At 58.6% G+C, this 26,934-nt stretch carries 27 protein-coding genes; 11 read left to right on the top strand and 16 right to left on the bottom strand.

From position 1 onward, the window contains the following. Positions 1-27 precede the first annotated feature (27 nt). From ROLI_RS11590 to ROLI_RS11580, 3 genes are all read right to left on the bottom strand, one after another. Entirely contained in the window at positions 28-573 is a 546-nt protein-coding gene (locus ROLI_RS11590; protein ID WP_222869506.1) for a HEPN domain-containing protein, read from the bottom strand. A gap of 203 nt (positions 574-776) precedes the next feature. Beyond that, positions 777-1,091 carry a hypothetical protein gene (locus ROLI_RS11585; RefSeq protein WP_187430082.1) on the bottom strand — a complete coding sequence of 105 codons (315 nt, stop codon included), beginning with the start codon at positions 1,089-1,091 and terminating at the stop codon, positions 777-779. Between the two features lie 7 nt (positions 1,092-1,098). Next, positions 1,099-1,833 carry a FadR/GntR family transcriptional regulator gene (locus tag ROLI_RS11580; RefSeq protein WP_187430081.1) on the bottom strand — a complete coding sequence of 245 codons (735 nt, stop codon included), beginning with the start codon at positions 1,831-1,833 and terminating at the stop codon, positions 1,099-1,101. A gap of 73 nt (positions 1,834-1,906) precedes the next feature. Here ROLI_RS11580 and ROLI_RS11575 point away from each other — a divergent pair, with 73 nt between their 5' ends. From ROLI_RS11575 to acuI, 5 genes are all read left to right on the top strand, one after another. Further along, on the top strand, positions 1,907-2,695 hold the full coding sequence (locus ROLI_RS11575; RefSeq protein ID WP_262386507.1) for a DUF2182 domain-containing protein: 789 nt from the start codon (positions 1,907-1,909) through the stop codon (positions 2,693-2,695). Between the two features lie 3 nt (positions 2,696-2,698). Then, positions 2,699-3,406 carry a DUF1326 domain-containing protein gene (locus tag ROLI_RS11570; protein WP_187430079.1) on the top strand — a complete coding sequence of 236 codons (708 nt, stop codon included), beginning with the start codon at positions 2,699-2,701 and terminating at the stop codon, positions 3,404-3,406. Then, positions 3,403-3,912, top strand: a complete 510-nt coding sequence (locus tag ROLI_RS11565; protein WP_316247444.1) for a DinB family protein — start codon at positions 3,403-3,405, stop codon at positions 3,910-3,912. The genes ROLI_RS11570 and ROLI_RS11565 overlap by 4 nt, the downstream gene beginning before the upstream one ends. A 1-nt stretch (position 3,913) precedes the next feature. Further along, a complete protein-coding gene (locus ROLI_RS11560) occupies positions 3,914-5,017 on the top strand; it encodes a dimethylsulfoniopropionate demethylase (RefSeq protein ID WP_187430078.1) in 1,104 nt (367 codons plus the stop codon). Between the two features lie 66 nt (positions 5,018-5,083). Further along, positions 5,084-6,076, top strand: coding sequence for an acryloyl-CoA reductase (acuI, locus tag ROLI_RS11555; RefSeq protein WP_187430077.1), 993 nt, complete (start codon positions 5,084-5,086; stop codon positions 6,074-6,076). A gap of 175 nt (positions 6,077-6,251) precedes the next feature. Here the strand turns inward: acuI and ROLI_RS11550 are convergent, their stop codons facing one another. Further along, the gene (locus tag ROLI_RS11550; protein WP_262386508.1) at positions 6,252-7,121 is read right to left on the bottom strand and encodes a LysR family transcriptional regulator; all 870 of its coding nucleotides are present in this window, start codon (positions 7,119-7,121) and stop codon (positions 6,252-6,254) included. 538 nt (positions 7,122-7,659) lie between these two features. Between ROLI_RS11550 and ROLI_RS11545 the strand changes: the two genes are divergently transcribed. Further along, positions 7,660-10,080: an FAD-dependent oxidoreductase gene (locus tag ROLI_RS11545; protein WP_187430075.1), complete on the top strand. Its 2,421-nt coding sequence runs from the start codon at positions 7,660-7,662 to the stop codon at positions 10,078-10,080. Between the two features lie 67 nt (positions 10,081-10,147). Here ROLI_RS11545 and ROLI_RS11540 read toward each other — a convergent pair whose 3' ends face one another. Both ROLI_RS11540 and ROLI_RS11535 read right to left on the bottom strand, forming a co-directional pair. Continuing rightward, entirely contained in the window at positions 10,148-10,834 is a 687-nt protein-coding gene (locus tag ROLI_RS11540) for a VPLPA-CTERM sorting domain-containing protein (protein ID WP_262386506.1), read from the bottom strand. A 310-nt stretch (positions 10,835-11,144) separates the two neighbouring features. Then, a complete protein-coding gene (locus ROLI_RS11535; RefSeq protein WP_187430074.1) occupies positions 11,145-12,452 on the bottom strand; it encodes an HlyC/CorC family transporter in 1,308 nt (435 codons plus the stop codon). A gap of 75 nt (positions 12,453-12,527) precedes the next feature. Here ROLI_RS11535 and ROLI_RS11530 point away from each other — a divergent pair, with 75 nt between their 5' ends. Beyond that, a complete protein-coding gene (locus ROLI_RS11530; RefSeq protein WP_187430073.1) occupies positions 12,528-13,343 on the top strand; it encodes a metallophosphoesterase in 816 nt (271 codons plus the stop codon). On the opposite strand, the gene ROLI_RS11525 is transcribed toward ROLI_RS11530, so the two are convergent. The 3 genes from ROLI_RS11525 to ROLI_RS11515 are packed head-to-tail and all read right to left on the bottom strand — an operon-like array spanning position 13,280 to position 15,940. After that, positions 13,280-14,248 (bottom strand): site-specific tyrosine recombinase XerD, encoded by a 969-nt coding sequence (locus ROLI_RS11525; protein WP_187430072.1) that lies wholly within the window; start codon positions 14,246-14,248, stop codon positions 13,280-13,282. The genes ROLI_RS11530 and ROLI_RS11525 overlap by 64 nt on opposite strands. Then, complete coding sequence (locus tag ROLI_RS11520; protein ID WP_187430071.1) at positions 14,248-15,801, bottom strand: hypothetical protein; 1,554 nt, start codon at positions 15,799-15,801, stop codon at positions 14,248-14,250. Before ROLI_RS11520 ends, ROLI_RS11525 begins: the two co-directional genes overlap by 1 nt. Further along, positions 15,791-15,940 carry a hypothetical protein gene (locus tag ROLI_RS11515; protein WP_187430070.1) on the bottom strand — a complete coding sequence of 50 codons (150 nt, stop codon included), beginning with the start codon at positions 15,938-15,940 and terminating at the stop codon, positions 15,791-15,793. The genes ROLI_RS11520 and ROLI_RS11515 overlap by 11 nt, the downstream gene beginning before the upstream one ends. An 82-nt stretch (positions 15,941-16,022) precedes the next feature. Between ROLI_RS11515 and ROLI_RS11510 the strand changes: the two genes are divergently transcribed. Next, on the top strand, positions 16,023-16,616 hold the full coding sequence (locus tag ROLI_RS11510) for a shikimate kinase (protein ID WP_187430069.1): 594 nt from the start codon (positions 16,023-16,025) through the stop codon (positions 16,614-16,616). Beyond that, positions 16,609-17,724, top strand: coding sequence for a 3-dehydroquinate synthase (gene aroB, locus ROLI_RS11505; protein WP_187430068.1), 1,116 nt, complete (start codon positions 16,609-16,611; stop codon positions 17,722-17,724). Before ROLI_RS11510 ends, aroB begins: the two co-directional genes overlap by 8 nt. On the opposite strand, the gene ROLI_RS11500 is transcribed toward aroB, so the two are convergent. Further along, positions 17,721-18,167, bottom strand: a complete 447-nt coding sequence (locus ROLI_RS11500) for a GNAT family N-acetyltransferase (protein ID WP_187430067.1) — start codon at positions 18,165-18,167, stop codon at positions 17,721-17,723. The genes aroB and ROLI_RS11500 overlap by 4 nt on opposite strands. Next, the gene (locus ROLI_RS11495; protein WP_187430066.1) at positions 18,151-18,651 is read right to left on the bottom strand and encodes a single-stranded DNA-binding protein; all 501 of its coding nucleotides are present in this window, start codon (positions 18,649-18,651) and stop codon (positions 18,151-18,153) included. The genes ROLI_RS11500 and ROLI_RS11495 overlap by 17 nt, the downstream gene beginning before the upstream one ends. 220 nt (positions 18,652-18,871) lie before the next feature. Here ROLI_RS11495 and ROLI_RS11490 point away from each other — a divergent pair, with 220 nt between their 5' ends. Continuing rightward, positions 18,872-19,432 carry a lytic transglycosylase domain-containing protein gene (locus tag ROLI_RS11490; RefSeq protein WP_262386505.1) on the top strand — a complete coding sequence of 187 codons (561 nt, stop codon included), beginning with the start codon at positions 18,872-18,874 and terminating at the stop codon, positions 19,430-19,432. A gap of 127 nt (positions 19,433-19,559) precedes the next feature. Here ROLI_RS11490 and ROLI_RS11485 read toward each other — a convergent pair whose 3' ends face one another. From ROLI_RS11485 to miaA, 5 genes are all read right to left on the bottom strand, one after another. Continuing rightward, complete coding sequence (locus ROLI_RS11485) at positions 19,560-21,650, bottom strand: ABC transporter ATP-binding protein (RefSeq protein WP_187430064.1); 2,091 nt, start codon at positions 21,648-21,650, stop codon at positions 19,560-19,562. An 89-nt stretch (positions 21,651-21,739) separates the two neighbouring features. After that, on the bottom strand, positions 21,740-22,957 hold the full coding sequence (locus tag ROLI_RS11480; protein WP_187430063.1) for an ABC transporter permease: 1,218 nt from the start codon (positions 22,955-22,957) through the stop codon (positions 21,740-21,742). Positions 22,958-22,972: 15 nt separating this feature from the next. After that, entirely contained in the window at positions 22,973-24,016 is a 1,044-nt protein-coding gene (locus tag ROLI_RS11475; protein WP_187430062.1) for an ABC transporter permease, read from the bottom strand. Between the two features lie 192 nt (positions 24,017-24,208). After that, positions 24,209-25,015, bottom strand: coding sequence for an AraC family transcriptional regulator (locus ROLI_RS11470; RefSeq protein WP_187430061.1), 807 nt, complete (start codon positions 25,013-25,015; stop codon positions 24,209-24,211). Positions 25,016-25,104: 89 nt separating this feature from the next. Next, on the bottom strand, positions 25,105-26,004 hold the full coding sequence (miaA, locus tag ROLI_RS11465; RefSeq protein ID WP_187430060.1) for a tRNA (adenosine(37)-N6)-dimethylallyltransferase MiaA: 900 nt from the start codon (positions 26,002-26,004) through the stop codon (positions 25,105-25,107). A 95-nt stretch (positions 26,005-26,099) separates the two neighbouring features. Here miaA and pyrH point away from each other — a divergent pair, with 95 nt between their 5' ends. Continuing rightward, positions 26,100-26,828, top strand: a complete 729-nt coding sequence (gene pyrH, locus ROLI_RS11460) for a UMP kinase (RefSeq protein WP_187430059.1) — start codon at positions 26,100-26,102, stop codon at positions 26,826-26,828. The last annotated feature ends 106 nt before the right edge of the window (positions 26,829-26,934 follow it).

The raw sequence follows: 26,934 nt of genomic DNA, 5'->3' as shown, positions 1-26,934 counted from the left end.
CCTGCGTTAATACACCTCATCAAAGGGTTAAATCGCCCGGTCATCGAGCGATGTAATGAGGTCAGCAGTCGCCGTGTTTCGATGGGTGGTGTAGCGGGCGAACAATGCCGCGCTCACAAGGTCAATCAGGTGGTCCCGCAGCGTACTAATTTCGGTGTGGTATATTAATTTCTTCCGATCACGGGGGTTTTTTTCGAGCGCGGCTTCGATGAAATCAATCTGCCGTTTGGTGCCATGCACCAGACTGCTCCTGAGGCCATAGGCCTGCTTGATGATCTTGGTTGTGTTCCGCCGCGTCTTTTTGGGCTGCTCCAACAGACGCGTCAAACGCTGGCTGATCTTATGCGCAATCGCCATCTCGTTATTACCGTTGAACAACGCCTCCAATGCGATCACCAGATCGAGGATACTGTCATCCAGTTGGGTTCGTTTCAAAGCTCTGAACAGTCTGAGGCTAGCGAGATAGGCTTCCGGGTGCTGGCGCTCAAAGAGGCTGTGCGCGATGGATTTGAGCGCAGGTTCGTCTGTTTTTTTCAGGTGGAATACAGGTGACGGAAACGGGATGCGTTTCAAAAAGTGATCATGTGACGTGCTAGCGCTAATTTTCTGGCGGGGCCACGCCAGAAAACTGATAGGCCTTATTGAGGAAAAGGTTTTTGGCGCAAATATGATCATGGCGATTAATGCTACGCGGTTTTTTGCTCATATGCGATCTGAAAAGCACCCATATCATTGAACGTAGAACTGACGCTTTCGATGTAGTGATTGGAATGTTTTCAGCAACACTCATAAGTGAACGGTTCCCGTTTGGACTCTTTTGCACCACGGTATGCAGAAATTGTTTCAAAGCTATTTGCGCCATGTTTAGTGTGATACTCACGTCGCCGCGCTTCGGGCCAGCAGGCCTCCCCTTTGAGCGCAACACTGATCGGGTTGGTCATATGTTCGGAATGCACGATACGCACACCGGGTAAGACTTCGATGTCAGTACTTTCGGCCGTGAAATTCTGCAATCGCATCAGACTATAGAAAAGCCCGTTTTCGAATTCCGAAACACACTTATTGAGTGCGGTAAAGTCGGGGTTCCACATACCAGCTCTACGCCTTTTTGGCGGCGCGCGCGGCAAACACACTGGCGGCCAGGGTCTGGGTCTCCGCCTCAAGGGCGGAGAGGGCCGTGCTGGTGGCCGTGCCGTCCTGCGTCTCAAGCGCGTCGGCCACATTCGTGTGCAAGCACACAATCCGCGCCCGGTCGCGCGCGGTGAAGGTGATCATGTTCATCAGCGGCTGCATCGCCTCAACGGCACCGGCCAGTTGATAGCTGAGCACCGGGTTGCCCGCACCGTCGACCAACGCGCGGTGAAAGGCGACATCGGAGGCACAAAAGGCCTCATCCGTCAGGCCCGGCTGAGCTTGGCGGTGAATTTCGGCGCGCATTGTCGCCAACTGGTCGGCCGTGCGCCGGGCGGCCGCGAGCGGCGCGCAGGCCCGCTCCAATGCATAGCGCGCCTCGCAAGCGGTGCTGAAACTCACCGCATTCATGCTCAGCAACAGCGTCGAGGTGGTGATCTGCTGCGGGTAGGCGGCCTCGAAACTCAGCCGGTTCACAAACGCGCCCCCCGTGGCCCCGCGTTGCGTGCGGATCAGCGACTGCGCCGCCAGCCGTTTCAAGGCTTCACGCACCGTCGGGCGCGATACCTCGAATTGTTCGGACAATTCGGCCTCAGAGGGCAGGCGCGCATCAACGATCAACGTGCCGTCTACAATCGCATCCCGGATGGCCGCAGCAATTTGTGCAGAGAGATCGGCGGGGCTGTCGGGATCAATTTTCATATGTCTTACATTTAATGTTTGTGCGAAACCTAATTGTCTGGCATTTGATTGGCAAGAAATAAGGACTCACCCCTTGCACGTTACTCTGCGCTCCACCCTCTGGCTGGCCTTTTTCGCAGCAATATTGGCGGCATGGTGGGTGATGTATGCCATGAGCGTGGATATGGACCTTGATCTGCTGGGTCGCCCCGGTGAGATGGGTGCCGCGATGGCGGCGATGGATCCGCGCATGCCCATGTATATGCCGATGGCGAATTTCGGACCCCTGTTTTGGATGTGGGCGATCATGATGGCGGCGATGATGTTGCCGACGCTGGTCCCGACCTTGCGCGCCTATGAGGACCTGATGCGCAGCGCCAATGGCACGCGGGCCGGGTGGCTGGGCGTGTTGCTCGGGTATTTCATCATCTGGGTGGGCTTTGCGGCCCTGATTACCGGTGCGCAGCTGGCCTTGCTGTTTGGGGGCGTCGTGGACATGCTGGGCATTGCAAAATCGCCCTGGGTTGCAGGCGGGTTACTCCTGATTGTTGGATTGTTTCAGTTCAGCCGTGCCAAGGAAATCTGCCACGGGGTATGTCATGCCCCGGCACTGTATTTCTTGGGCCACTGGCGCACGGGCTTCATGGGTGGGTTGCGCATGGGGCTTGGTTTGGGCGCATTTTGTGTCGGCTGTTGCTGGGGCTTCATGTCGCTGGGCTTTGTCGGCGGGGTCATGAACCTCGCGTGGATGGGTTTGGCGACGCTTTTCATGGTGCTCGAAAAACTGCCCCAGGTCGGGCATTATATTACAAAACCAATGGGTTTCGCCCTGTGCATCGCGGGTCTCGCGGTCATGGGCTGGCCTGTGTTGATGGGAGGATAAACCATGGCGACAAACAGACGCGAAGACGCGGATAAGCTGCCGATCAGTCAGCGGATCGACCAGCGCATGCCCAACCCGAAACGCCGCTCTGCAACGCCTACGGAATGGGCGATCAAGGGTGAATTGTTTCTGAACTGCTCCTGCACGGTGTTTTGTCCCTGCGTGGTCAGCCTTGGCGCGCATCCGCCCACGGAGGGGCATTGCCACGCCTGGATGGCCATCGCCATTGACGCCGGCCATTATGAGGGCGAGGATCTTGCCGGTCTGAACATCGGGCTGCTGGTGGATATTCCGGGCCGCATGGGGGAGGGCAACTGGAAGGTGGCCGCCTATGTGGATGAGCGCGCCACGGGCAAGGCCTATAACGGGATCCTGCAAATTTTCAGCGGGGCCGCGGGGGGGACAACCGGGCTCTTTACCATGCTGGTCAGCGAGATCATCGGGGCCGAACGCGCGCCGGTAGAGATCGTGCGGGAGGGCAATCGCCGCTCGATCATGATTGGACGCAAAATTCAGGGCGAGATTGAAATGCTGACGGGCAAGGACCCCGAGCACCCGGTGATGGTCAGCAATTCCAAATATTGGATGGGGCCGGATATCATCGCGGCGACCGGCCTGAAAAGCCGGGTGCGCGATTACGGGCGCATCTGGGATTTTGGCGGCAAATCAGCTGAGATCTGTCCGATTGATTGGAAAGGCCCCAAACCGTGATTGATCCGGCATTTGTTCGGATGATGGCGCAATATAACACTTGGCAAAACAATCAGTTGAAGCCGGTTCTTGAAGCGATGGATCACGACGACCTCATACGCGACAGGGGTGCTTTCTTTGGCAGTATTCTGGCGACGGCGAACCATTTACTGTGGGGGGATACGATCTGGATGAGCCGGTTTGATCCGTCGGTGGAGGCACCCGCTGTTACGGGTGCGCGAAGCACTGATTTGCATCCGACCATTACCTCCTGGTCGGCGGATCGTTTTCGCATGGACGGCAAGATCCGGTTCTGGGCCGATGGCCTGCGTGCGCTTGATCTGAAGGGAGATTTGACGTGGTTTTCTGGCACTATGGATTGCAACATGACCACCCCGGTGGCGTCGAGCATCGTGCATTTCTTCAACCATCAGACCCATCATCGCGGACAAATCCACGCCATGCTGACCGCAGCAGGACAGAAAGCCCCGGTGAGTGACCTGTTATTCATGCCAAAGGATGCCTGAAATGGCGCTGATTTCTCCCTCACGTCGCCTGCGTCGCACGCCCTTCTCCGACGGTGTCGAAGCCGCAGGCGTCAAGGCCTATACTGTTTATAACCATATGCTGTTACCGACCGTGTTTGAGAGCGTGGAGGCGGATTACCATCACCTCAAGAAACACGTGCAGATCTGGGATGTTTCGGTGGAACGTCAGGTGGAATTGCGCGGACCTGATGCCGCGCGCCTGATGCAGATGCTGACGCCCCGCGATCTGCGTGGCATGTTGCCGGGGCGGTGCTTTTATGTCCCCATCGTCGATGAAACGGGGGGCATGCTGAATGATCCTGTCGCGGTGAAGCTGGCCGAAGACCGATGGTGGATTTCTATCGCGGACAGTGATCTTTTGCTATGGGTCAAGGGGATCGCCAACGGGTATCGTCTGGACGTGCTGGTGGATGAGCCGGATGTGTCACCGCTGGCGATACAGGGTCCGAAGGCGGATGAGTTGATGGCGCGCGTCTTTGGCGAGACGATCCGCGACATCCGGTTTTTCCGCTTTGGTCTGTTTCAGTTTGAGGGCCGTGATCTGGTGATCGCACGCTCGGGCTATTCCAAACAGGGTGGTTTTGAGATCTACGTGCAGGGCAGCGATATCGCCATGCCGATTTGGAACACGCTTTTCGCCGCCGGGGAGGACCTGAATGTGCGCGCCGGGTGCCCCAATGCGATTGAACGGATCGAGGGCGGATTACTATCCTATGGCAATGATATGACCGATGACAACACGCCGCATGAATGTGGTCTGGGCCGCTTTTGTGACACCCAGACGGCGATTGGTTGTATCGGGCGGGACGCCTTGTTGCGGGTCTCCAAAGAGGGGCCGGTGCAGCAGGTACAGGCCATCACAATTGATGGGGATCCGGTGCCACCCTGTGATCGCGTCTGGCCGCTGTTTGCGCAGGGACGGCGCGTCGGGCAGGTCACCTCCGCGATCTGGAGCCCCGATTACAGCACAAACGTCGCGATCGGTATGGTGCGCATGACGCATTGGGATAGCGGCACGAAGCTCGAAGTTGAAACGCCGGCGGGCAGGCGCAGCGCGACCGTACAGCCGGGTTTTTGGGCCTGAAGACGGCGTGAACCCCTCTGATCGGCGCCAGCATTAGCGATAATTATCCTCGGAAAGGAAGACGATATGTTCAAGGCACTTGTGGTGAACAAGGACGAAGAGAGCGGCAAAACCTCTGCTGCAATTGAGGAGATGTCGCTGGAACGCTTACCTGCGGGGGATGTCACCGTTGCTGTGGAATACTCCACAGTGAATTATAAGGACGGGCTGTGCATCGGGCCGGGTGGCGGTTTGGTGCGCAACTATCCGCATGTGCCGGGCATTGATTTTGCAGGAACCGTCGAGGCATCACAGGATGCGCGCTACAAGCCCGGCGACAAGGTCGTGTTGACCGGTTGGCGTGTGGGCGAGGCGCATTGGGGCGGGTATTCGCAAAAGGCGCGCGTTAACGCGGATTGGCTGGTGCCTTTGCCCGAGGGGCTGGATACGCGTGCGGCGATGGCCGTGGGCACGGCGGGTTTCACGGCGATGCTGGCGGTCATGGCGCTTGAGGATCACGGGTTAAAACCGGGCGATGGTCCGGTTCTTGTGACCGGGGCTGCGGGTGGTGTCGGCTCGGTTGCCGTGGCGTTGCTGGCAGCACTGGGTCATGAGGTGGCCGGGGTGACAGGGCGTCCGGAAACGGCCGATTACCTCACGGGGCTCGGGGCAACACAGATCGTTGCGCGCGAGGAGATCAACGAAACGGTCAAGCGCCCGCTGGAGGCTGAAACTTGGGCCGGTTGCGTCGATGCTGTGGGGGGCGCGATGCTGGCGCGTGTTCTGGGGCAGATGAAATATGGTGCATCCGTCGGCGCGGTTGGTCTTGCGGGTGGTGCGGGCCTGCCGGGCACGGTCATTCCGTTCCTGCTGCGCGGCGTGAACCTGCTTGGGATCGATTCCGTGATGCAGCCCTATGGTAATCGCGTTCGGGCATGGTCGCGCATCGCGGCCGATTTGCCGATGGACAAACTCGAAGCGATGGTGGTGCCCGCCACTTTGGGGGATTTGCCGAAGCTTGGCGCAGATATCCTGAAGGGTCAGGTCAAAGGGCGTGTCGTTGTTGATGTCAACGCCTGAGGCGCGCGACCTCCAATGCGGTGTTCGCGTATTTAAGGTGTAGGAGAGTTGCGTGTTTTGCGACCATGAAACACGGCTTATCATGGCGCAATGAAAGGTTTGCAAAGTTCGGCCTTGGGCTTTGCAAACTTCTTTTCCGGTTTCGGGTCTGGCATGTATTGGATGGGTTATCCTGCTATTCTACCGCTTCGCCCGCGTCCAAAATACACTGTCTGAGCCACTTGTTCCGACCGGATTGGTCGTTGCGCCGATGCCAAACAAGATCATACATGATCCTTGGCACTGGCATGGGCAGGGGGGTGCTCGACAGCCCCTTATACGTGAAATCTCCGAGACGCCGTGGCATTGTCGCTATGATATCTGTGCCTTGAATAAGGTTTCCCAACATTGAGGCCGTCGGTGCCGATAAGGTGATGTGGCGACGCAACCCCTGGGCGGCAAGCACTTTTTCGATCTCACTTTTTACGTTGCCGCCAAAGCCTACGACAGCATGGCGGGCATCGGTATATTGCGTCACCGTCCTGACCGGCCCACGGCAGGCTGGATCATAAAACACCACCAGTTCCTCGCTGCCATAAGAGCAATGATTGATGATCGAAGGGTATCGGTGCCCTGCAACTGTAATGGCCAAATCCACGTCGTTTTGTGTGAGCATATCTGCAATGCGATTGCGCGGAGAAACCCGCCGAATATCAAGCAGTAAGCGCGGTTGCAGCTGCGTCAGTAAGCGGTGCAGGTTTTTCATTTCAATCAGCAAGGCCGGCGTTGCAATCGCGAGAACAACAGGCCTTGCATCCAAGGTAACATCGTAGTTTTCGGTCGCAACAAGCCCTTCGATATCGGCGAGCAGATTGTGAATACGGGGGATGAGCGCCAGCGACTTTTCGTTTGGAATGATGTTGCGGCCACTCTTGATGAACAGGGGGTCCCGCAGCGCGCCGCGCATTTTATCCAGAGTGTGGCTGACAGTGGATTGATTGAGTTCAAACAACTCCGCCGTTCGGCTGACAGACCCGGTTTCACAGACCGAGACGAACACGCGCATGGTATGGCCATCAATACGAAATAGATCGAAATTTTCCATAGGTTATTTCTGATCAATCCGTTGATCTGTGTAAAGATCATTCTTTATTCCATACTTTGACCGGCTTTTTCAGGAGCAATCCCTTGGTACAGAAATCAGTTTGCAAACATTTGGATGAACTTCAGGCACTGAGCGCAATGCTTGATTTCATAGCGGACCGTGCGCGAAGGTTGAATGCGACAAATCTTGTATCCGCCGTAGAGGAAGCACGCATCTTGGCGAGCCTTGAAATAAAGAACACAAGGCAGTCGCAACCCGAAATCCTTCGGGTAAGATCCGGTTCTGCCAGTCTGACTTGATCCCTCGCCTGCGCGAGAGATGACAGGTTGAGACATGAGCTTTCGCAAAACCACGCGGGTCGTAGTATTAACGCGATGACAATGCGGCGCAAAAATCCGATGCCTTGTGCACTTGCGACGTAATATGTCGCCAACGCGCAATCCGGTGACATTCACCTGCGTCACTAATTGAAGCAGGGCACTCAAACAGGATGTTTTTAATGCGCACCCACGCTCAGGCCGTTGTCATCGGGGGCGGTGTTATCGGCTGTTCCATCCTTTATCACCTGACGAAGTTGGGCTGGCGAGAAGTTGTTCTGCTGGAACGAGATGAATTGACGTCCGGCTCCACCTGGCATGCGGCGGCCAATATTCACGGCCTGCATGACAGCACAAATATCAGCCGCATCCAGCATTATACAATGAACCTTTACAAGGCGTTGGAGGAAGAGACAGGGCAGAGTTGTGGCGTTTTTCAGCCCGGCTCACTCTATCTGGCGCAGACGGTGGAGCGCGAACATCAACTGCGCCTGCAAGCGGCCAAGGCCAAGCTTTATGGTATGAATTTCCATGAAATATCGCGCGATGAGGCCGAGCGGCTGCATCCTCTGGTGAACTTTGACGGCATCCGCTGCATCATGTGGGAACCTGATGGTGGCAATGTGGATCCATCCGGCGTGACCAATGCCTATGCCGCTGGCGCACGCCAGAATGGGGCGGAAATTATCCGCTTTTGCCCGGTCACCGCAACAGAGCAGCAGGGTGATGGGACCTGGATTGTGCGCACGCCAAAGGGCGACATCGCAACCGAATGGGTGATCAATGCCGCGGGCCTCTGGGGGCGCGAGGTCGCCGCGCTTGCCGGGATCGCATTGCCGTTGCAACCGACCGAGCATCAGTATTTCGTGACGGAAACCATTACCGAAATTGCAGCACTTGACCGCCGGTTGCCATCGGTCGCGGATCGGGATGGCGAATATTATCTGCGCCAGGAGGGTAAGGGCCTGCTTGTGGGAGCCTATGAAAAAGACGTGCGGTTCTGGGCTGAAGACGGCACGCCGCAAGGGTTCGGTCATGAACTTTTCGCCGATGATCTGGAGCGGATCGAAGAGAACATGATGCGGGCGATCGACCGTGTGCCAGCCGTCGGGCTGGCGGGGATCAAGCGGGTGATCAATGGTCCGATGATCTGGTCGCCTGATAGCAACGTGCTGTTCGGACCAGTGCCGGAATTATCCAATTACTTCTGTTGCAACGGGATCATTCCGGGGTTTTCGCAATCGGGCGGCATGGGGTTGTTGGCAGCCGATTGGATCGTGGCGGGCGAAACGCGCTATGATATGTTTGCCTGGGATATGGCGCGGTTTGGGCTTTGGGCTGACAAAAGTTTTACAAAGGCGCGGGTCGGGGATCAATACGCCAACCGGTTCAAGATTCACTTTCCTAATGAGGAGCGCACGGCAGGTCGCCCGATGCGCAAACGCCCAGCCTATGATTTCCAGAAGGATCTTGGCGCTGTGTTTGGGTTGAATTACGGCTGGGAACATCCGCTTTGGTATGCGCCGTCGCCCGAGATGCGGGAAACCGAGGGCTTTACCCGCCAGAACTGGTGGCAGCCGGTCGGCCAAGAATGTAAAATGTTGCGCGACACCGCGGGGATCATAGATATTGCAAACTTTGCAAAGTATCTTTGCAAAGGTCCAGGCGCGCAAAATTGGCTGAACGCAGTCTTTGCAAACACCGTGCCGCATGCGGTTGGGCGCTCTTGTTTGACGCCGCTGATTGGCAAAAACGGCGGGATCGCGGGGGATTTCACCGTGACGCGCGTCGCAGAGGAGGAATTCTGGATCATCGGTTCAGGCATGGCAGAACGCTATCACAAACGGTTTTTCAAATCGGTCCCCCTTCCCGATGGAACCACCTTCGAAAGCAAAACCGAAGAGATGTGTGGGTTCAACGTCGCCGGCCCCAAATCGCGCGAAATGCTGCAACCTTTGGCCGATACATCGCTGGCAACGCAGGATTTTTCTTTCATGCGCTCAATGTGGATGAGGGTTGGGGGCATCCGCGTCTTGGCGCTGCGGGTTTCCTTTACGGGCGATCTGGGGTGGGAGTTGTATTGCGCAGCACAGTATCAGCCCCGCTTGTTGCAAACGCTCTTGCAGGCAGGAGACGCGGTGGGAGCTGGCCCGGTTGGTTCGCGCGCGCTGATGAGTTTGCGCCTGGAAAAAGGCTATGGATCTTGGGGGCGCGAATATTCTCCGGAATATTGGCCCCAGGAGGTGGGGCTTGAACGCCTGTGTAAAACCGAAAAAGAATTCTTGAACAGTCAGGCGGTCGTCCGGACCTTGGCAAATGAGCCGCGCGAAAAACTGGTTCTCCTGGCTCTGGAGGATGGCCCCACCAACGCATCAAACGCGGATGCAACAGGCGGGGAGCCGATTTTCATGGACGGAAAAGGTGTGGGTCGGGTGACTTCCGGGGCTTATGGCTATTGCGTCGGGATGAGTCTTGCGATGGGTTTTGTGAAGGGGGTCAAACCGGGGGATGCGGTGGATGTCATGGTGTTGGGCCAACCCCACCGTGCTCGCATTTTGCACGAACCGCCTTTTGACCCGCAAGGCTTGCGGCTGCGCGGGTAAACACATCGCTCGCAAACAAAAAGCCGCGCAATGACATGCGCGGCTTTGGAGATTTTTGAGGTTGGGTTCAGCTTTTGCGCTTGGCGCGCCGCATCAGACCGAGGCCACCCAAAGCCCCCAGAAGCATCAGCCCCGCCGCCGGGAGCGGCACGGGTGCCAGCTCAATATTGTCGATGCCCCAGCCGATGTTGCGTTTTCCGCCCGGCGTGGTGCCAACGATTGTCACCTTGTCAAACAAGCCGGTATAGCTGACGCGGATGACACCGGCGTCATTCAGAGGGCCGGTCAGGTCGCGCGACGTAAAGGTTTGCGAAGCTTGGACGTCCAGGCCGTTGATAAATGTAAAAACGAACTGCTCTTCGCTGTTATCCCCGACATTATTGTCGTTGCCGCCGTCAATGTCCACGATATCAAAGGCTGCGGAGGTCACCGCTTTGGAGAACGACAGCGTCATATCGGTATCATCGTTGAAATCGCCGGTCAAAAAGACCTTTCCGAAATCCGCAGGGCCGGTCGCCGATTGGCCAGGATCGTCATTGGGTACGAAAGCGGATCGCGGGTTGGGGCCGACACCGACGAGCTGCATCACTTCTGTGGAAGTGAAGGTAATCATCCCATTGATATATGCGGTTCCGACCCCGAACAGGGTCGGATCAGCGGCGAGCGGTGCTTCGTCCTCAAAATCCACAACGGCCCCAAAAGCGGCGGTTGTTGAAAGAGCCAATGCCCCGGCAAGAATCAACGATCTATACATAATAATACCTCAGAAAAAGATCTGCGCGATGCCCGCAATACGTGCGTCGCGCCAGAATTGGTTAATGAAAGATTTATACTGAAATTTCGACCGATGTGTCCAGCAAAAATCCGCCTAAAACGGCCAAAGGGTTGGAGGTTTTTCGCTCAGAACGCGCTGCAACGTCTCATTTGATCTCTTTTTGCGCGAAATGATGACCCCCTGTGCAAAGCGGGGGCACATTTTCTGGCCTCGGAATCGGGGGCAGTTTGCTGGTTACACGCGTGTTTCTGCGCCTTTCATCATTTAAAAACCGAACATATTTGCCGGTTCACAGAGGGCGAATCTTCAACTCCGTAATCCGATTGCCCTCGCGCGCGCAAACCTCAAAGCGGAAGCCGTGGAAAGAAAACACCTGTCCCGAGGTGGGTATCATCTGTGCCTCGTGAATAACCAGACCGGCCACGGTGTTTGCCTCCTCATCTGGCAGGTTCCAATCGGTGGCACGGTTGAGATCGCGTATCGTCATCGACCCATCGACCACGAATTGCCCATCTGGGTCGCTGGTCACGCTTTGCGCCGCGTCCTGATCAAATTCATCGGTGATCTCGCCGACGATTTCTTCCAGAATATCCTCCAATGTGATCAGCCCCTGAAGCGAGCCATATTCATCCACCACCAGCGCAAAATGCGTGTGGCGGCGCAGGAACTGGCGCATCTGCTCATCCAGCGTCGAGGTTTCGGGCACGAAATAGGGCTTCATTGCCACGTCGATGATCTTGAAATCGCGCAGGTGCCCCGCGTCGCCTTCCGGACCGCCGATGGTTTTATACATGGCGCGCAACAGGTCCTTGGCATGGATCACGCCGATGATGTTTTCGGGGTCGTCCTTATAGACCGGCAGGCGGGTATGGTTGGAGGTCAGGCATTGCTCCAGGATATCTTGCGGGCTGTCTTCGGCGTTGATCATCTCGATGCCGGAACGGTGCAGCATGATTTCTTCAACGGTGCGATCGTTGAGATCCAGCGCGCCCAGAATACGGTCACGGTCTTCCTTTTCCACAACGCCCTCGGAGTGGCCAAGGTGCAAGGCACCGGCGATTTCCTCGCGCACCGCGAGAATGTTGCTATCGGGATCAATCTGCACACCAAAGACCCGCAACACACCGCGCACCAGCAGGCGCACCACGGCGACCACCGGGGAAAATACTTTTACCACGAGGGAAATTGGCAAGGACACCATGGAGGCGGCGGTTTCTGAATTGGTGATCGCGTAGGTTTTGGGCAGAACTTCGGCAAATATCAGGACCAGCAGGGTCATGACCAGCGTGGCCCATGCCACACCGCTTTCGCCAAAGGCGCGGGTAAAGATCACCGTGGCCAGGGAGGCCGCCAGAATATTCACCAGGTTATTGCCGAGCAGGACCGATCCGATCAGGCGTTCGTTATCCTCGGTAATCCTGAGCGCGCGTTTTGCACCGACCGATCCCTTGTCTGCCTGCGCGCGCAGTTTGCCGCGTGAGGCCGCCGTCAGCGCGGTTTCGGAGCCTGAAAAGAACCCCGAAAGAACGAGAAGAAAAAGGATCACACCACCGGTGATCCAGAAAGTACTGTCAAGCGTTGCGCCTGCCGTTTCCATTTGGAATGTTACCTTTGATTTTGGATAAATAGGTTATGGGGTTCGCGGGAGCGTCATTCAAGAGAGGAGCAGCATATGCATTGTGATCTGGGCATAATCAACGGGCCATTGTTGCTGTTTGGAGGGCCTTATTCGAACCTTCAGGCGCTGGAGGCGGTTTTGGCCACGGCTCGCGTCCGTACGATCCCGGAGCATAACATGATCTGTACCGGGGATGTTGTGGCCTATTGTGCGGGGGCGCTGGCGACGGCGGATATGTTGCGCGCCAGTGGTGCTGCGGTGGTAGCCGGGAATTGCGAAAAGCAACTGGGGCAGGGGGCGCAGGATTGCGGCTGCGGGTTTGAGGAGGGCAGCACCTGTGATCTGCTGAGCATGGGGTGGTATACCTTTGCTCGCTCACAATTGGATGACACCACGCGTAAATGGATGCGGGAGTGTCCCGACATTATCAGCTTTCATCATCAGGGTGCGCGATATGCGGTGATCCACGGCGGCGTCACAGAAATCGCGCGCTTCATATGGCCCACCGACCCGGAGGCGGTGTTCATGCAGGAATGGCAGGCCCTTGAGAGCGCAATCGGTCCGGTGGATCATGTGATCGCAGGGCATTGTGGGTTGGCATTCGTAAAGGATACGTCGCGCGGGCGCTGGATCAATCCCGGTGTGATCGGGATGCCCGCGCATGATGGCAGCATGCAGACACGCTACGGAATTCTGGAACAGGGGGCGGTGCAGCTCCACGCTTTGGAATATGATGTCGAGGCGGCGGTGCGGGAGATGCGCGCGGCCGGGTTGACGCAGGGGTATGAGCGGGCTTTGCGCAGCGGTTACTGGCCGTCTGAGGATGTTTTGCCCCTGGCCTTGCGGGGGGCATCATTGGCCAGCGGGTGATGGGTCAGCACCAGGTCTGACAGTCGCGCTTCCAGCACATGGGTATAGATTTCCGTCGTTGCCACATCGGCGTGGCCCAGCAATGTCTGGATGGAGCGCAGATCAGCCCCATTGGCCAGCAGATGGGTGGCAAAGGCATGGCGCAATGTATGCGGTGTGACTTTGCCGGGCGAGACGCCGGCGGCCACGGCAAACTCCTTGATCAACAGATAAAAGCGGTGCCGCGTGAGGTGACCCGCCGCAGACCCGGAGGCAAAGAGGTATTTTGAAGGCGGTTTGCCCGTCGCGCGGCGTGCGTCATCTTTCGCGTCGCGCAGTTTTAGCCAGGCCGCGAGGGCTTCACGCGCAGGCGGGGACAGCGGCACCATACGCTCCTTGCCCCCCTTGCCGATGATCAGCAACATGCGCGGATCGCCCCGCGCGGCGCTGACCGGCAGGCCGACCAGTTCAGAAACACGCATGCCGGTCGCATAGAGCAACTCCATCAGGCAGGTGTTGCGCACCCGGTCCGCCGCCTTGCGCGCCGAGGCGCGCGCGGCCTCCAGAAGGCGATCAACCTCCGCCTCCGACAGCGTCTTGGGCAGACGCTTGTCACGTCCGGGGCCCGAGATTTGGATTGCCGGATTGTCGTTGCGCCAGCCTTCCTCAAAAGCAAAGCGGTACAGCTGTTTGATCGCTGACAGGCGGCGGGCGCGGGTGGCTTTGGACAGTCCTTGGGCATCGCAATACACAAGATAGGTTTCAACGTCTTGCTTGCCAACGGTCTCAAAACCGTTGTCCTGTCGCGCCAGCCAGCTTTCGAAGTCCTTCAAGTCGCGGCCATAGGCCAAAAGCGTGTTGCGCGCGGCCCCCAACTCTGCGGCCTGCGCCTCCAGAAAGGCGGAAATCCAATGGGTGCGGGCCATCACCCGAACCGATCAAGCAGCAGGATTTGCAGGCTGGCGCGCCGCGCGGTTTCCTCGAACCCCAAGGCGCGCAGGGTGCCCAAGCCTTTGCGCAAGGCACCGGCATCTCCCTCAATACCCTCTTGCAACAAGGCCAGCGCACGCAAAATGACCTCGCCCTCCCGGCCTTGTTTGGCCATGGTGATGAGACGGGCATCCGCCGCATCCGGTTTGAACCCCTCAATGATCGCCTGCCCGAACAAATCGTCCGATGTGATCAACGACGGATCCCCCGTGGCCACCGCCTGCACCAGCGGTGCCACCTCGGGATAGCGGGCGTCGCGGTAGAGAGGGGAAAGATAGATCAGCCGCTCTGCGATCTGTGCGGCCTGTCCGCTCAGGGATAACCCTTGAAGCCGTTCGGCCAAAATCCCGGCAAAGGCGGTCTCCAAACCAGCGTCCTGCATGGCGTTCCAGGCATTCACAAGCGTCTTGTTCACCGCCTTCGCGGACCCGGTGTCCAGCGCGGTATCCAACTGCTGGATCGCCTCAACCCGGTCCCAAATGCCACCGGATGCTGCGGGCAGACGTTCGGTATAGAGCCCGAGCAGGCGGTTTTCGGGCAAGGCACCGCTTTGCGCCAGGCGCTCGGCGGCTTCCAACTGCGCCTTCCAGCCCGCCAGGTCGCGCAGGTCCGCGACGGCATAAGCGCGCGGCAGCAGCCGGGTTGTCAACGGCTCACCAATCGCCTCATGCAGGCGAAACAAGAGCGGTGTGATCGGAGAAGGGGGGCGCAAAGGTGCGAGGCCTTCGAAATATTCCGGGTGCAGAAAGCGATCCAGCAGCGCGGTTTCCTCTTTGGAGATCACATCAAGGGCGCTTGCGGTATCAAACAGCAGCGCCGCCGTAGACCAATTCCCCTTGCGCGCCGCGCAGAAAATACGATGCGCCATGCCGGGGCTGAGGTGCAGCTGCGCGCCTATAATATTGCAGGCAGCCCATTCCTGGCCAGTCAGAAGTGCCACATCCATATAGGTCGCGAAATGAGCCTTGTCGCGCGTCACGCCGGCCTGTTCGATGAGGGCCAGCGCGGGATCAAGCGCGCCAAACCGCTGCAAAGCCGACACGCGTGCGAGGGTAAAGAGATCTTCGGCGGCCGCGTCATTTCCGGGGCCACGGGTCTCGGTGAGCAGCACGGTATACAAAAGCGCCTGTGCTGCGGGCAGTTGAAACTCAGGCAGGTTCAATAGTCTGGCGCTTAACTCCGCGGGGTCGCTGCCGCGCCAGATGTCTTCGCCCAACCCGGTCACGCGCGAGGGCACCAGACCGATAATGCGCAACGCGTCACCCTTGAGCGGTTCGACACTTACCTGCGGGATTTGCCCCGATTGCGCCACCGCGGGCTCGGTGCGCGGCATGGCGACGGATGTGATCGCAGGCTGATCCGGGTTTTGCTGCACCCAGTCGATCACGGAGAGGGGTTCGCTTGCACGCACCCCCATAGCCCCGAGCACGGGCGTGAGCATCGCGCTCAGGGTCAGCACGGCGACATATGCAATGGGTTTAATTGGCATCCAGCGTTACAGGCACGCGCACTTCGTTTTGGGGGGGCGAAAAATCAGCCCCGAAATAGGGACCGATATAGGCATATCCCACCAGCCCGATCAGGGCGATGACGATGAGATAGGCCAGAAATTTGAATACGCGCGACATTATAAAGTCTGCCTTGATTGCCTGCCGATTTTTCGCAACTTATATATGGCCTTTCGAGCAATATCACGTCATTCAGAGAATTATGAGCGAAATTCAGCAATCCGTGGCCAATGAGGCCCAGACGCGCCCATATGTGCTGAAAAAAACCGTTGTGATGGTTGGAATGATGGGGGCGGGCAAGACCGCCGTGGGGCGTACGCTGGCGCAATTGCTGAATGTGAGCTTTCTTGATTCGGATTTGGAGATCGAAGCGGCGGCCAATATGAGCGTGCCGGAAATTTTCGCCCGTGACGGGGAGGCGTTTTTCCGCGCGCGCGAAACTGAGGTCATCCACCGGCTTTTGCAGGATCGCAAATGTGTGCTCTCCACGGGGGGCGGGGCGTTTTTGTCACCCGAGAACCGCGCCAATATTTCGCACAGCGGTGTTGCGGTGTGGCTGGATGCGGAACTGGAGTTGTTGTGGAGCCGTGTGCGTCACCGCGACACGCGCCCGCTTTTGCAAACCGCTGATCCCAAAGCGACCCTCGCGGAACTTTATGCCAAGCGCGTGCCGGAATATGCCAAGGCCGATTTGCGCGTGTCCTGTGCGCCGCCGGTATCGCTTGAGAATATGGCGAAACGTGTGGCGTCGGTTTTATTGACGCGACCAGATGTCTTGGAAGGCCCGGATGCTTGAAACCGTAAACGTTGATTTACCGGGGCGCGCCTATGAGGTGCGCATCGGGCCGGGTCTTGTCGCTGTGGCGGGCGCACATATCGCGCCGCTTCTTTCCCGTCCCAAGGTTGCGATCCTGACCGATGAGACGGTGGCGGCTCTGCATCTTGAAACGCTGAAGGCGGGTATGGCGGCCGAAGGGATCACGGCGCAGGCTTTGGCGCTCCCCGCAGGCGAGGCGACCAAATCATGGGCACCGCTGGAACGTGCCGTGGGGTGGTTGCTGGATCAACGCGTCGAGCGCGGCGATATTGTGATTGCCTTTGGCGGCGGTGTCATCGGCGATCTGGCGGGATTTGCCGCCGCCATTTTGCGGCGCGGCGTGCGGTTTGTGCAGATCCCCACATCGCTTTTGGCGCAGGTGGACAGTTCTGTTGGCGGCAAGACCGGCATCAACGCAGCGCAGGGTAAAAACCTGATCGGGGCCTTCCATCAACCCTCGCTGGTGCTGGCGGATACAAGCGTTTTGGGAACGCTGACCGCGCGCGATTTTCTTGCCGGTTACGGCGAAGTGGTGAAATACGGCTTGCTGGGGGATGCGGCATTTTTCGACTGGCTGGAAGCGCAAGGGCCGGCACTGGCGGCGGGGGATATGGCCGCACGCGTCGAGGCTGTACGCTGGTCGGTGCAGATGAAGGCCGATATCGTCACCCGTGATGAAAAGGAACACGGGGACCGCGCGCTTTTGAACCTTGGCCACACTTTCGGACATGCGCTGGAAGCGGCCACGGGATATTCGGACCGGTTGCTGCACGGTGAAGGCGTGGCCGTGGGCTGCGCGCTGGCTTTTGAACTTTCGGCGCGTTTGGGGCTTTGTTCACAGGAAGATCCCAGCCGCGTGCGGGCGCATCTCAGGGGCATGGACATGAAAACCGATATCGCCGATATCCCCGGCGATCTGCCGGATGCGGAAGGTCTGTTGCATCTGATGGGGCAGGACAAGAAGGTCGAGCAAGGCCGGTTGCGGTTTATCCTGTCGCGCGGCATCGGTGAGGCATTCATCACGTCGGATGTGCCGGGGGACGCGGTCCGTGACGTGTTGCACGACGCCCTGCGCGCGCGACCCTAGGGGCGTCGCAGGACCATGGCGAATTTATCCTCGCTGTCAAATCCCAGCGCCTGATAGAAGCCCTGCGCGCCGCGTTTCTGGCCGGTCATCAGCATGATTTTATACGCATTCTGGTCCCAGGCCGTGTTGATTGCGGCCTGCATGACGTGGCGTCCAAGCCCGCGCAGGCGGAAGGCCTGCTCAGTCGCCACGTTTTCGATCAGCGCATAGGGCCGCCCGCCAAAGGTCGCGTTCGGCAGAACGTGCAGTGTGGCCATTGCGACCACACGCGCGTCAACCTCAGCCCCGAAAACCGAGGTGCCCGGATGCGCCATGATTTCAGCGATTTGTTTGGGCCGGGCCGTTTTCGGCCCAAGCGTCAGCGCATCGTAGAGTGAAACGAGATCGTGCCGGTCCGCCGGGGTCAGCGGCCGGACTGCCGGTTCATCAGAACGGGATTTCATCGTCCAGATCGCGCGAAGGGGCCTGGTTGCCGCCACCCGAACTGCTGCCCCCGCCGCCACCGCCGCGGTCGTCATACCCCATCGAGCCACCGCCGTCGTTACCACCATAATTGCCACCGCTACCGCCGCCGTCGCGACCATCCAGCATGGTCAGCGTGCCGCCGTAGCCTTGCAGCACGACTTCGGTGGAATAGCGGTCCTGACCGGATTGGTCCTGCCACTTGCGGGTCTGAAGCTGGCCTTCGATATAGACCTTGGAGCCTTTGCGCAGGTATTGCTCGGCGATGCGCACGAGCCCTTCCTGGAAGATCGCCACCGAATGCCATTCCGTGCGCTCTTTGCGCTCGCCGCTATTGCGGTCTTTCCAGGTCTCAGAGGTCGCAATGCGTAGGTTGCACACTTTGCCACCGTTCTGAAAGCTGCGGACCTCCGGGTCACGCCCCAGATTGCCGATGAGAATTACTTTGTTGACTGAGCCTGCCATGGTGCCCCCTTTGACCTCGTGCTGCTGTGCGAATCCCGAAAAATTCGAATGCCCCGACCCTATACACCGGGCGAGGGGAATTAAACACGACTATGCCTGGGGTTGAACAATCATTTGTCCGGTTCAAAATGCTGGAATCCTATGTGTTTTCAGGGTATCGGGGAATGTGATGAGGGAATTGTGCAAGACTTGGGGCAAATTGACGTGCTGCGGTGCGTTTATGGCGGCGTTCATCGCCGTGAGCGTGCCGGTGCAAGCCCAGACGGTGTCCAGCAAGAACCGTGCCAAGCTGTTCTCCTCGCAAAAGCGCGTTCTGGATACGCGTGCGGCGGGGCAGTATAACAACTCCGTCAGGCTCAAACCGCCAACGGTCTACACGCCCAGCAAATGGGGCAACCCGGCATATGAGGGGGCGTATCGTGGCGAGTTTCTGGAGATGGCCAAGCGTGCGGCGCGCAAGCACGGCGTGCCGGAAAACCTCTTTCTGCGCCTGGTGCAACAGGAATCCAACTGGAACCCCTCGGCAAAATCACACAAAGGCGCATTGGGCCTTGCCCAGTTGATGCCCGGCACCGCGCGCAGCCTGCGCGTCAACCCGCTGGACCCCGAACAGAACCTCGAAGGGGGTGCGCGTTATCTCAAAGCGCAGTTTCGCGAATTTGGATCATGGCCATTGGCCTTGGCGGCCTATAATGCCGGACCCGGTGCCGTGAAGAAACACGGTGGCATACCGCCTTTCAAGGAAACACGTAATTACGTGAAAATTATCGCCGGGCCATAGGGGCGCCGGGCTGATATCGCGTCGCGGCTGGTCTTCTGTTTGATGTTAATACCATTCTGACCAAACGAAGTGGATTGTGGTCGCGCCTAAGGTCGCCGCACTGGGGTGCTTGGCCCGCCATCGTTTTTTACTCCGCCGCGACGCCTACTTCGATAACCGGTTCCATTTCAGCAAGCTTTTCGTCGCTCAGATGGCATTTGATCTGATGATTCCCTGCGAGCATGCGGACGGGCGGAACCTCTTTTTCGCAAAGCCCGCCCGGAACTTGCGCTTTCCAGTTGCACCGGGTTTGAAACGGACACCCCGAGGGCGGATTCATGGCCGATGGAATATCCCCGTCCAGCACGATGCGCTTCTTTCTCACCGATGTATCCGCAATCGGCACCGCCGACAAAAGCGCTTCCGTATAGGGGTGATAAGGCGGGGCAAAGACCTGATCGGTGGTGCCCAATTCGACCACATGCCCCAGATACATCACCATGACGCGGTCGCTGAGATAGCGCACGATGGACAGATCATGACTGATGAACAGCAGCGTGGTTTTATGTTCACGCTGGATTTCCATGAGCAGATCGGTCACGGCGGCCTGCACCGATACATCGAGTGCGGAGACCGGTTCATCGGCCACCACAATACGCGCATCCCCCGCGAAGGCGCGCGCGATGCCGACGCGTTGTTTTTGTCCGCCCGAGAGCTGGCGCGGCATGCGACGGGCAAATTCGCGGGGCAGCTTCACCAGATCGAGCAGTTCCAGCATCCGGCTCTGGCGCGCCTGATCCGAATCGCCAATGCCGAATATTTCGAGCGCCCGCACGATTTGCCGCCCCACGGTCATGGAGGGGTTCAGCGTGTCAAAAGGGTTCTGAAACACCATCTGCACCTCGGAAATCGTCTTGGTGTCGCGGGCCTCGATGGGGATGTCCTGAATTTCGCGGTTGCCCAGCAGGATTTTGCCCTCAGTGGCGGTTTCCAGGCCCATCAACACTTTGGCGAAGGTGGATTTGCCGCAGCCGGATTCGCCCACGATGGCCAATGTCTCGGATTCGCGCGCTTCAAAGCTCAGGGTTTCATTGGCCTTCACGACCTTTTTGCTGCCCCCGCCAAAGAGCGCGTTGCCCGCCACCTCATAGTATTTCTTGAGGTTATCCATCTTGAGAACGACATCGCCGATCTCGCCCTTGGTCTTGACGGCGGCCAGTTCCAGCGGCGCGTCCCAGTCGATCTCGTCGAATTTGACACAGCGTGTTTCATGCAGTTCTTTGGAATTCAGCTGAAACATCGGCATCGGCCGGTCATCGCAACGCCCCGCTTCAAAATAATCACAACGGGGTCCGAAATTACACCCCTGAGGCCGTTCATGGGGCAGGGGAAAGTTGCCAGGGATCGCCACCAGCGGGCGCGCGTTTTTATCCGCACCCGGCAGGGGAATCGAGCGGAACAGAGCTTGCGTATAGGGATGGCGCATCTTGTCAAACACATCCCCGATGGCACCGCGCTCCACCGCTTCCCCGGAATACATCACGCAAATCCGGTCGCAGGTTTCCAGCACCAGACCGAGGTTATGTGAGATAAAGAGCATGGAGGTGCCGTATTTCCTGCCCAGATCCTTGACCAGTTCGACCACGGCGGCCTCCACCGTCACATCAAGTGCCGTGGTGGGTTCATCCAGGATCAAGAGCGAGGGTTCAGACATCAACGCCATGGCGATCACGATGCGCTGTTGTTGCCCGCCCGAAAGCTGATGCGGATAGGCGTTCAGGATGCGTTTGGGGTCGGGGAGTTTGACATCGGTGACGACCTGCAAGGCGCGCGCGCGCGCGTCCTTTTCATTCATGTTCTGATGGATCATCGGAACTTCCATCAACTGCCTGCCGACCTTCATCGCAGGGTTCAGCGAGGCCATGGGCTCCTGATAGATCATCGCGATTTCCGAGCCGCGAATGGCGCGCAATTCATCACGGCTCATCTGGGAGAGGTCCTGGCCTTTGAACTTGATCGACCCGCCGACAACACGCCCGTTTTTGCCCAGATCCTGCATGACACCCAAAGCCACAGTCGATTTGCCGCATCCCGATTCGCCCACCAGCCCGACCGCTTCGCCCGGTTGCACATGAACCGAAAAATCCATCACGGCGGGGATTTCGCGCAACCGCGTGAAAAAGGAAATCGACAGCTTGTCGATTTCAAGGATGGGCCCGTCATAGTCGGTTGTTGGCATGGTGTTGTCCTTGAGGAGGGCCGATCAGTCGCGCTTTGCTTCTTTTGGCCAAAAATACTCATCCGGACCGGGAACCGGTCCGACTTTTATCAATCGCGCAAGCTCTCCTCGCGCAGCCCATCGGCCAGCAGGTTCAACCCCAACACCAGCGTCAAAAGCGCCAGCGCCGGTGCAATCGCGGCATGCGGATAAAGCGCGAGCAAACGACGCCCCGCGTTGATGGTGCTACCCCAGTCTGGGCTTTCAGATTCCAGCCCCAACCCGAAAAAGCCCAAAGTGCCGAGCAGGATGGTAGTATAGCCTATGCGCAGGCAGAAATCGACAATCAGCGGCCCGCGCGCATTGGGCAGGATTTCCCAGAGCATGATGTACCAGGGCCCCTCGCCGCGGGTCTGGGCGGCGGCCACATAGTCACGCGTTTTGATGTCCATCGCGAGGCCCCGCACGATCCGAAAGACCGTGGGCGAATTGACGAATACGACGGAGACGAAGACCACCAGAATGCCCGGATCAATGTCGAAAAGATCAAAGCTCGCGGGAATGCCGGGGATGACATAGGTCGGCGTCGCCACTACCGCGCCATTGCTCGAGACCAGTGACAGATAGAGCCAGCCCAGCCCCGTCAGCACCACCAGCAGAAGCGGTGTGCGCACCTTTGGCTGCGTATAATAGCGCGAGTTCAGCAGGATGCACATGAATATCAGCGGGAATACGAAGAGGAAAAGCGCCATGTAGTTGGGGATGCCCGTCAGCACGATTTCCGGCGTGACCAGCAGATAGAACAGCAAGATCACCGGGAAGGCGAGGATGAGGTTGGCCAGAAACGAAATGACCGTGTCCAGACGCCCGCCGTAATATCCCGCCGGCAGGCCCAGCGTGATCCCGACCATAAAGGCAAAGAGCGTGGCAACGGGCGCGATCTGCACCACGACCCAGGCACCTTTGATCAGGCGGCTGAAGACGTCGCGCGCGAGGTTATCTCCGCCGAGCAGGAAATAGGCATATTCGCCTTCTTGTGCGCCGCGCATCGGGGTGCCGGGGAGTTTGTTTTTCATCCCCGAGACCTGGCTGAGCGGGTCATGGGTCACCAGCATATCCAGTGGGCCGCCGAAGATGCCGACAAAGACCCAGAACATGACCAGCGCGAAACCGATCATCCCGATCGTGCTGTCAAAAAGTTTGCCGTAAAGGCCGAGGCGGCGTTTATAGATGATCGAGACGGCAAAAAGCACGACCAGCGCGATCCAGACGGGGCCGAGCTGCATGAACATGCGGCTAAAAATGGCCCCCCAGGTGAGTTCTTCCATTGAACCAGCCCTCCCTTATGCGATCCGGATGCGTGGGTTGAGGTAGACATAGCCGATATCCGATATCAGCTGCGTCACCAGCACCACGATCACCGAGACGACCGAAACGGCCAGCAGCAATTCGATGTCATTATTGGAGGCGGCCTGTACCAGCAGCCAGCCAAAGCCCTTGTAGTTAAAGAGCGTCTCCACGATCACAACGCCGTTCAGCAGCCAGGGAAATTGCAGCATGATCACCGTGAAGGGCGCGATCAGCGCGTTCCTGAGCGCGTGTTTGAGGACGATGTCGGAGAATTTCACGCCCTTGAGCCGGGCGGTGCGGATGTATTGCGCGGTCATCACCTCGGTCATGCTGGCGCGTGTCATCCGCGCGATATATCCCATGCCATAAAGCGCGATGGTGATCACCGGCAGGGTGAAATTCTCAAATGTGACACTCTCCATGGCGGAGGTCGCCGAGCCCTTGAACCATTTCAGCCCAAAGGCGGAGGAGGCAAAGACCGCGATGAAAATGACGCCCGAGACATATTCAGGCGTCGCCGTGGAGGCGATCGAGAAGGTGGAGAGCGAGCGGTCCAGCTTTGAGCCCTCCCGCATCCCCGCCAGCACCCCGATCAGCAGCGCCATCGGCACCATCACGATCATCACAAAGAACATCAGCTTGCCCGTCAGCCCCAGACGGGTGGCGACAATCGAGCCGACCTCATCCTTGAAAACGGTGGATTGCCCCCAGTCGCCCTGCAAGATCCCACAAAATTCGCGGCGCTCCTGTTCGGCTGTGTTCGCATCGAAACATTTGCCCGTCATCACCCCGTCAGTGTCCAGCGTCCAGCCCGGCAAGACGCCCAGCCATTGACCGAATTTAACCGGCAGCGGTTGCAGATATCCGTTCTTGCCGAGGTAACTGGTCACGGCCTCATCGGACATGCGGAAGTTACCTTGGGTTTTGGCGAGTTTTTCGAGGTTTGGATAAAGGTTCGTCAGCCAGAAGACCACGAAGGTCAGGCAAAGCGCCGTCAATACCATGACACTCAGCCGTCTGAGTATGAATAGTCCCATTTGTGCCCCTGTTGTCAGGCTCTGGTGCGTTGATCACACCGGTTTTCGGAACCCAAGCGGATCCTTGCTTTGTATTGCGCGCCCATCAGGCACGGTTTCACGCCCAGCGTCAATGCATCGGCGATCATTTGGTTGTCTGTTTGCGGCATGAACAGGTCGCAAATGGATGTGCGCAAGCGGGCGGGTGCTGCCTCAGGCCGCAACCTCCAACGGTCTTGAGGCCTTGCGCAAAGCGGTCGGTGTGGCTTTGGTGTGATGCAGCATGAAGCGGGTGAAATAGGCCGCACTCCCAAAGCCGAGATGACGCGCAATATCCTGGGCGGGTACTTTTGTGGTCGCGAGCAGGCATCGTGCTTCATATAAGATCCGCTCCGTCAGCAAATCCGCCGCCGTCTTGCCCATCGCCGCCTTGCAGGCCCGCGTCAGATGGGTCGGTGTCACGCCAAGGGCATCGGCATGATCTGCCATCGTCATCGGCTCGGCGAAATAGGTGCTGATCCGCTTGCAATAGGCCGCACACAAGCGCACGCCCGCCCGGCGGCGTTCTGCGGCATGCTCATCAAGCGCCAATTGGCGATGCACCCAAACGGCGATCAACGCACCATAAGCGTCCATGGATTGCGCCCGCAGTGGTTTGCCGCTGATCTGTTCGCGCGTGGCCGCATCAATCAGGGTGGTCAGTTCGTTCATCACATTGCCGTCCCGGATGCGCAGCAGGCGCGGCACCTGCGGCACTGTCAATTCCGTCGCCTCCGGGATGACGACCGCCTGACCGACGCCCTGTCTGCCAAGATCGAGTGCGAAAAGCGCGCGCGACGGGATGATGATTGCGTTATGGGTCCCGACACCGAAACGTTGCCCATCCAGCAGCAGGCGTCCTTGTCCGCGCGTGATCCAGATCACCAGATGCTCCGCGCGGTCATGGGCCAGCGAGAGACGCCAGTCCTGACCTTTGCTCAGTTGAGACAGCGACATGATCGACAGCGCGCCCTGGTGCATGAGTTTCTCCCGTGACGCATCACATTTGAGACAAAATTATCATAAATTAACCATCAAATTAGTTAACAGCAGTTTAATATATGCAAGTATCATTGCTGTGAACGGGCGCTGAAAGGCGGCCAATCGCTCATTTTGGAGCGAAACCATGTCCTTTGACGCTTGGCGAACTGGCGCGTGGCGATATTGATGCGCTGGCAGGCCTCTTTGAGCGAAATTTCGCCGCGCAGATGCGCCATGAGTTCCGGGGCACCAATGGCGCGGTGCGCGGGCAGGGTCGGGTCGTAATCGGGCTGGACGGCGCGCGCTTCTTCCACGGCCCCCGCCGCAATCATCTGGTCGATACGCATTTCTATGCGCGTATTGAGCCAGTCCCTGTCTGTATCAATCACGACCGTATCGGCCTGTGCCGTGGGCAATATGGCGGGCGGGGTCTGGCGTTGCCATTCGATCAGGCTGCGGCCCGTGGCGCGCTGCACCTCCCAGGCGCGTTGCACCCGCGCGCGGTTGGCAATGTCGATCCGGGTTCTCGTTTCCTGATCAAGCGCGTCCAGAAGCGCCTGCATCTCCATGGCATCGCCCTGCGCGCGGATCGCCTCAGGTGTCTGGGGGATATCGGCGAGGCCTTGTGTCAGGGCGGTGAAATAGAGACCGGTGCCCCCGACAATGATGGGGCGGTGTTCCCCCTCCAACAGCGCGGAGACCTCCCGCAGCCAATGCCCGGTGGAATAGGGCGCGCGCGCGCTTTTATGCCCGTACAACCGATGCGGCGCACCGGCCTCTTCGGCTGGGGAGGGGCGCGCGGTCAGGATGCGCCAACAGTCATAGACCTGGCTTGCGTCGGCATTGACGATGACACCCCCATGGCGCGCGGCAATTTCCAGCGCCAGCGCGGATTTTCCGGAGGCGGTCGGCCCCGCAATCAGTACCGGACGCTCGCGCGACAGGGTTTTGAGCAGCCCCTGCAGGGTTTGATCGCCTGTGGATGTCATTTTTGCGCGCGCTCCTGTCAGGATGCATTGAAGTCCGCCCGCTTTTGCGACATTTTGCGGCCAAACGAAACCCCGCGCCTCAGGAGCCCGCCCCCATGACAGAAACAGACCAACCTGCGGCCTTCAAACGGGTCATGCTGAAAATCTCCGGTGAGGCGCTCATGGGGGATCAGGGGTTTGGCCTGCATCCGCCCACGGTCGAGCGCATCGCGCGCGAAGTCCAATCGGTGCATGATCTGGGCGTCGAAATTTGCATGGTGATCGGGGGCGGCAATATTTTTCGCGGCCTGCAAGGTTCCGCGCAGGGCATGGAGCGCACCACGGCGGATTACATGGGGATGCTGGCCACGGTGATGAACGCGCTGGCCATGCAGTCCTCGCTTGAGGGGCTTGGCATCCATACACGCGTGATTTCGGCCATCACCATGAATGAAGTCGCCGAGCCCTATATTCGCCGCCGCGCCGTGCGACATCTGGAAAAAAAGCGTGTCTGCATTTTTGCCGCCGGAACCGGCAACCCTTATTTCACCACGGATACGGCGGCGACGCTGCGCGCCAATGAGATGTCCTGCGAGGCGATCTTCAAGGGCACCAAGGTCGATGGTGTCTATGACAAGGACCCGGTCAAACACGCAGATGCCAAACGCTATGACACGGTCAGCTATGACGACGTTCTGGCCAAGCGCCTGGGGGTGATGGATGCCTCCGCCATTGCGCTGGCGCGTGATAACAACCTGCCGATCATCGTGTTCTCTCTGGATGAGCCGGGCGGGTTCAAGGGGATATTGGCCGGGCAGGGGACTTACACGCGGGTCCAGGGATAAGACGGGAATTCAGGAAGCCGGGGTGTCACAAACCCTTACAACTCGCGCTGGCCTTTCGCGATCATCCTGAATTATAAGGTCGCTAACCACGGTGTCCTCGCGTCGG

Origin of the sequence: Roseobacter fucihabitans, assembly GCF_014337925.2 — a bacterium.
In the GTDB taxonomy this organism is placed as follows: Bacteria; Pseudomonadota; Alphaproteobacteria; order Rhodobacterales; family Rhodobacteraceae; genus Roseobacter; species Roseobacter fucihabitans.
This window is presented reverse-complemented; position numbering and strand designations above follow the sequence as displayed.

Bases quoted from the DNA above. Each gene is read 5' to 3' on its own strand.
- ROLI_RS11585 (WP_187430082.1), bottom strand. From the start codon at position 1,091: ATGTGGAACCCCGACTTTACCGCACTCAATAAGTGTGTTTCGGAATTC.
- ROLI_RS11580 (WP_187430081.1), bottom strand. From the start codon at position 1,833: ATGAAAATTGATCCCGACAGCCCCGCCGATCTCTCTGCACAAATTGCT.
- ROLI_RS11570 (WP_187430079.1), top strand. From the start codon at position 2,699: ATGGCGACAAACAGACGCGAAGACGCGGATAAGCTGCCGATCAGTCAG.
- ROLI_RS11560 (WP_187430078.1), top strand. From the start codon at position 3,914: ATGGCGCTGATTTCTCCCTCACGTCGCCTGCGTCGCACGCCCTTCTCC.
- acuI (WP_187430077.1), top strand. From the start codon at position 5,084: ATGTTCAAGGCACTTGTGGTGAACAAGGACGAAGAGAGCGGCAAAACC.
- ROLI_RS11550 (WP_262386508.1), bottom strand. From the start codon at position 7,121: ATGCGCGTGTTCGTCTCGGTCTGTGAAACCGGGTCTGTCAGCCGAACG.
- ROLI_RS11545 (WP_187430075.1), top strand. From the start codon at position 7,660: ATGCGCACCCACGCTCAGGCCGTTGTCATCGGGGGCGGTGTTATCGGC.
- ROLI_RS11540 (WP_262386506.1), bottom strand. From the start codon at position 10,834: ATGTATAGATCGTTGATTCTTGCCGGGGCATTGGCTCTTTCAACAACC.
- ROLI_RS11535 (WP_187430074.1), bottom strand. From the start codon at position 12,452: ATGGAAACGGCAGGCGCAACGCTTGACAGTACTTTCTGGATCACCGGT.
- ROLI_RS11530 (WP_187430073.1), top strand. From the start codon at position 12,528: ATGCATTGTGATCTGGGCATAATCAACGGGCCATTGTTGCTGTTTGGA.
- ROLI_RS11525 (WP_187430072.1), bottom strand. From the start codon at position 14,248: ATGGCCCGCACCCATTGGATTTCCGCCTTTCTGGAGGCGCAGGCCGCA.
- ROLI_RS11520 (WP_187430071.1), bottom strand. From the start codon at position 15,801: ATGCCAATTAAACCCATTGCATATGTCGCCGTGCTGACCCTGAGCGCG.
- ROLI_RS11515 (WP_187430070.1), bottom strand. From the start codon at position 15,940: ATGTCGCGCGTATTCAAATTTCTGGCCTATCTCATCGTCATCGCCCTG.
- ROLI_RS11510 (WP_187430069.1), top strand. From the start codon at position 16,023: ATGAGCGAAATTCAGCAATCCGTGGCCAATGAGGCCCAGACGCGCCCA.
- aroB (WP_187430068.1), top strand. From the start codon at position 16,609: ATGCTTGAAACCGTAAACGTTGATTTACCGGGGCGCGCCTATGAGGTG.
- ROLI_RS11500 (WP_187430067.1), bottom strand. From the start codon at position 18,167: ATGAAATCCCGTTCTGATGAACCGGCAGTCCGGCCGCTGACCCCGGCG.
- ROLI_RS11495 (WP_187430066.1), bottom strand. From the start codon at position 18,651: ATGGCAGGCTCAGTCAACAAAGTAATTCTCATCGGCAATCTGGGGCGT.
- ROLI_RS11490 (WP_262386505.1), top strand. From the start codon at position 18,872: ATGGCGGCGTTCATCGCCGTGAGCGTGCCGGTGCAAGCCCAGACGGTG.
- ROLI_RS11485 (WP_187430064.1), bottom strand. From the start codon at position 21,650: ATGCCAACAACCGACTATGACGGGCCCATCCTTGAAATCGACAAGCTG.
- ROLI_RS11480 (WP_187430063.1), bottom strand. From the start codon at position 22,957: ATGGAAGAACTCACCTGGGGGGCCATTTTTAGCCGCATGTTCATGCAG.
- ROLI_RS11475 (WP_187430062.1), bottom strand. From the start codon at position 24,016: ATGGGACTATTCATACTCAGACGGCTGAGTGTCATGGTATTGACGGCG.
- ROLI_RS11470 (WP_187430061.1), bottom strand. From the start codon at position 25,015: ATGCACCAGGGCGCGCTGTCGATCATGTCGCTGTCTCAACTGAGCAAA.
- miaA (WP_187430060.1), bottom strand. From the start codon at position 26,004: ATGACATCCACAGGCGATCAAACCCTGCAGGGGCTGCTCAAAACCCTG.
- pyrH (WP_187430059.1), top strand. From the start codon at position 26,100: ATGACAGAAACAGACCAACCTGCGGCCTTCAAACGGGTCATGCTGAAA.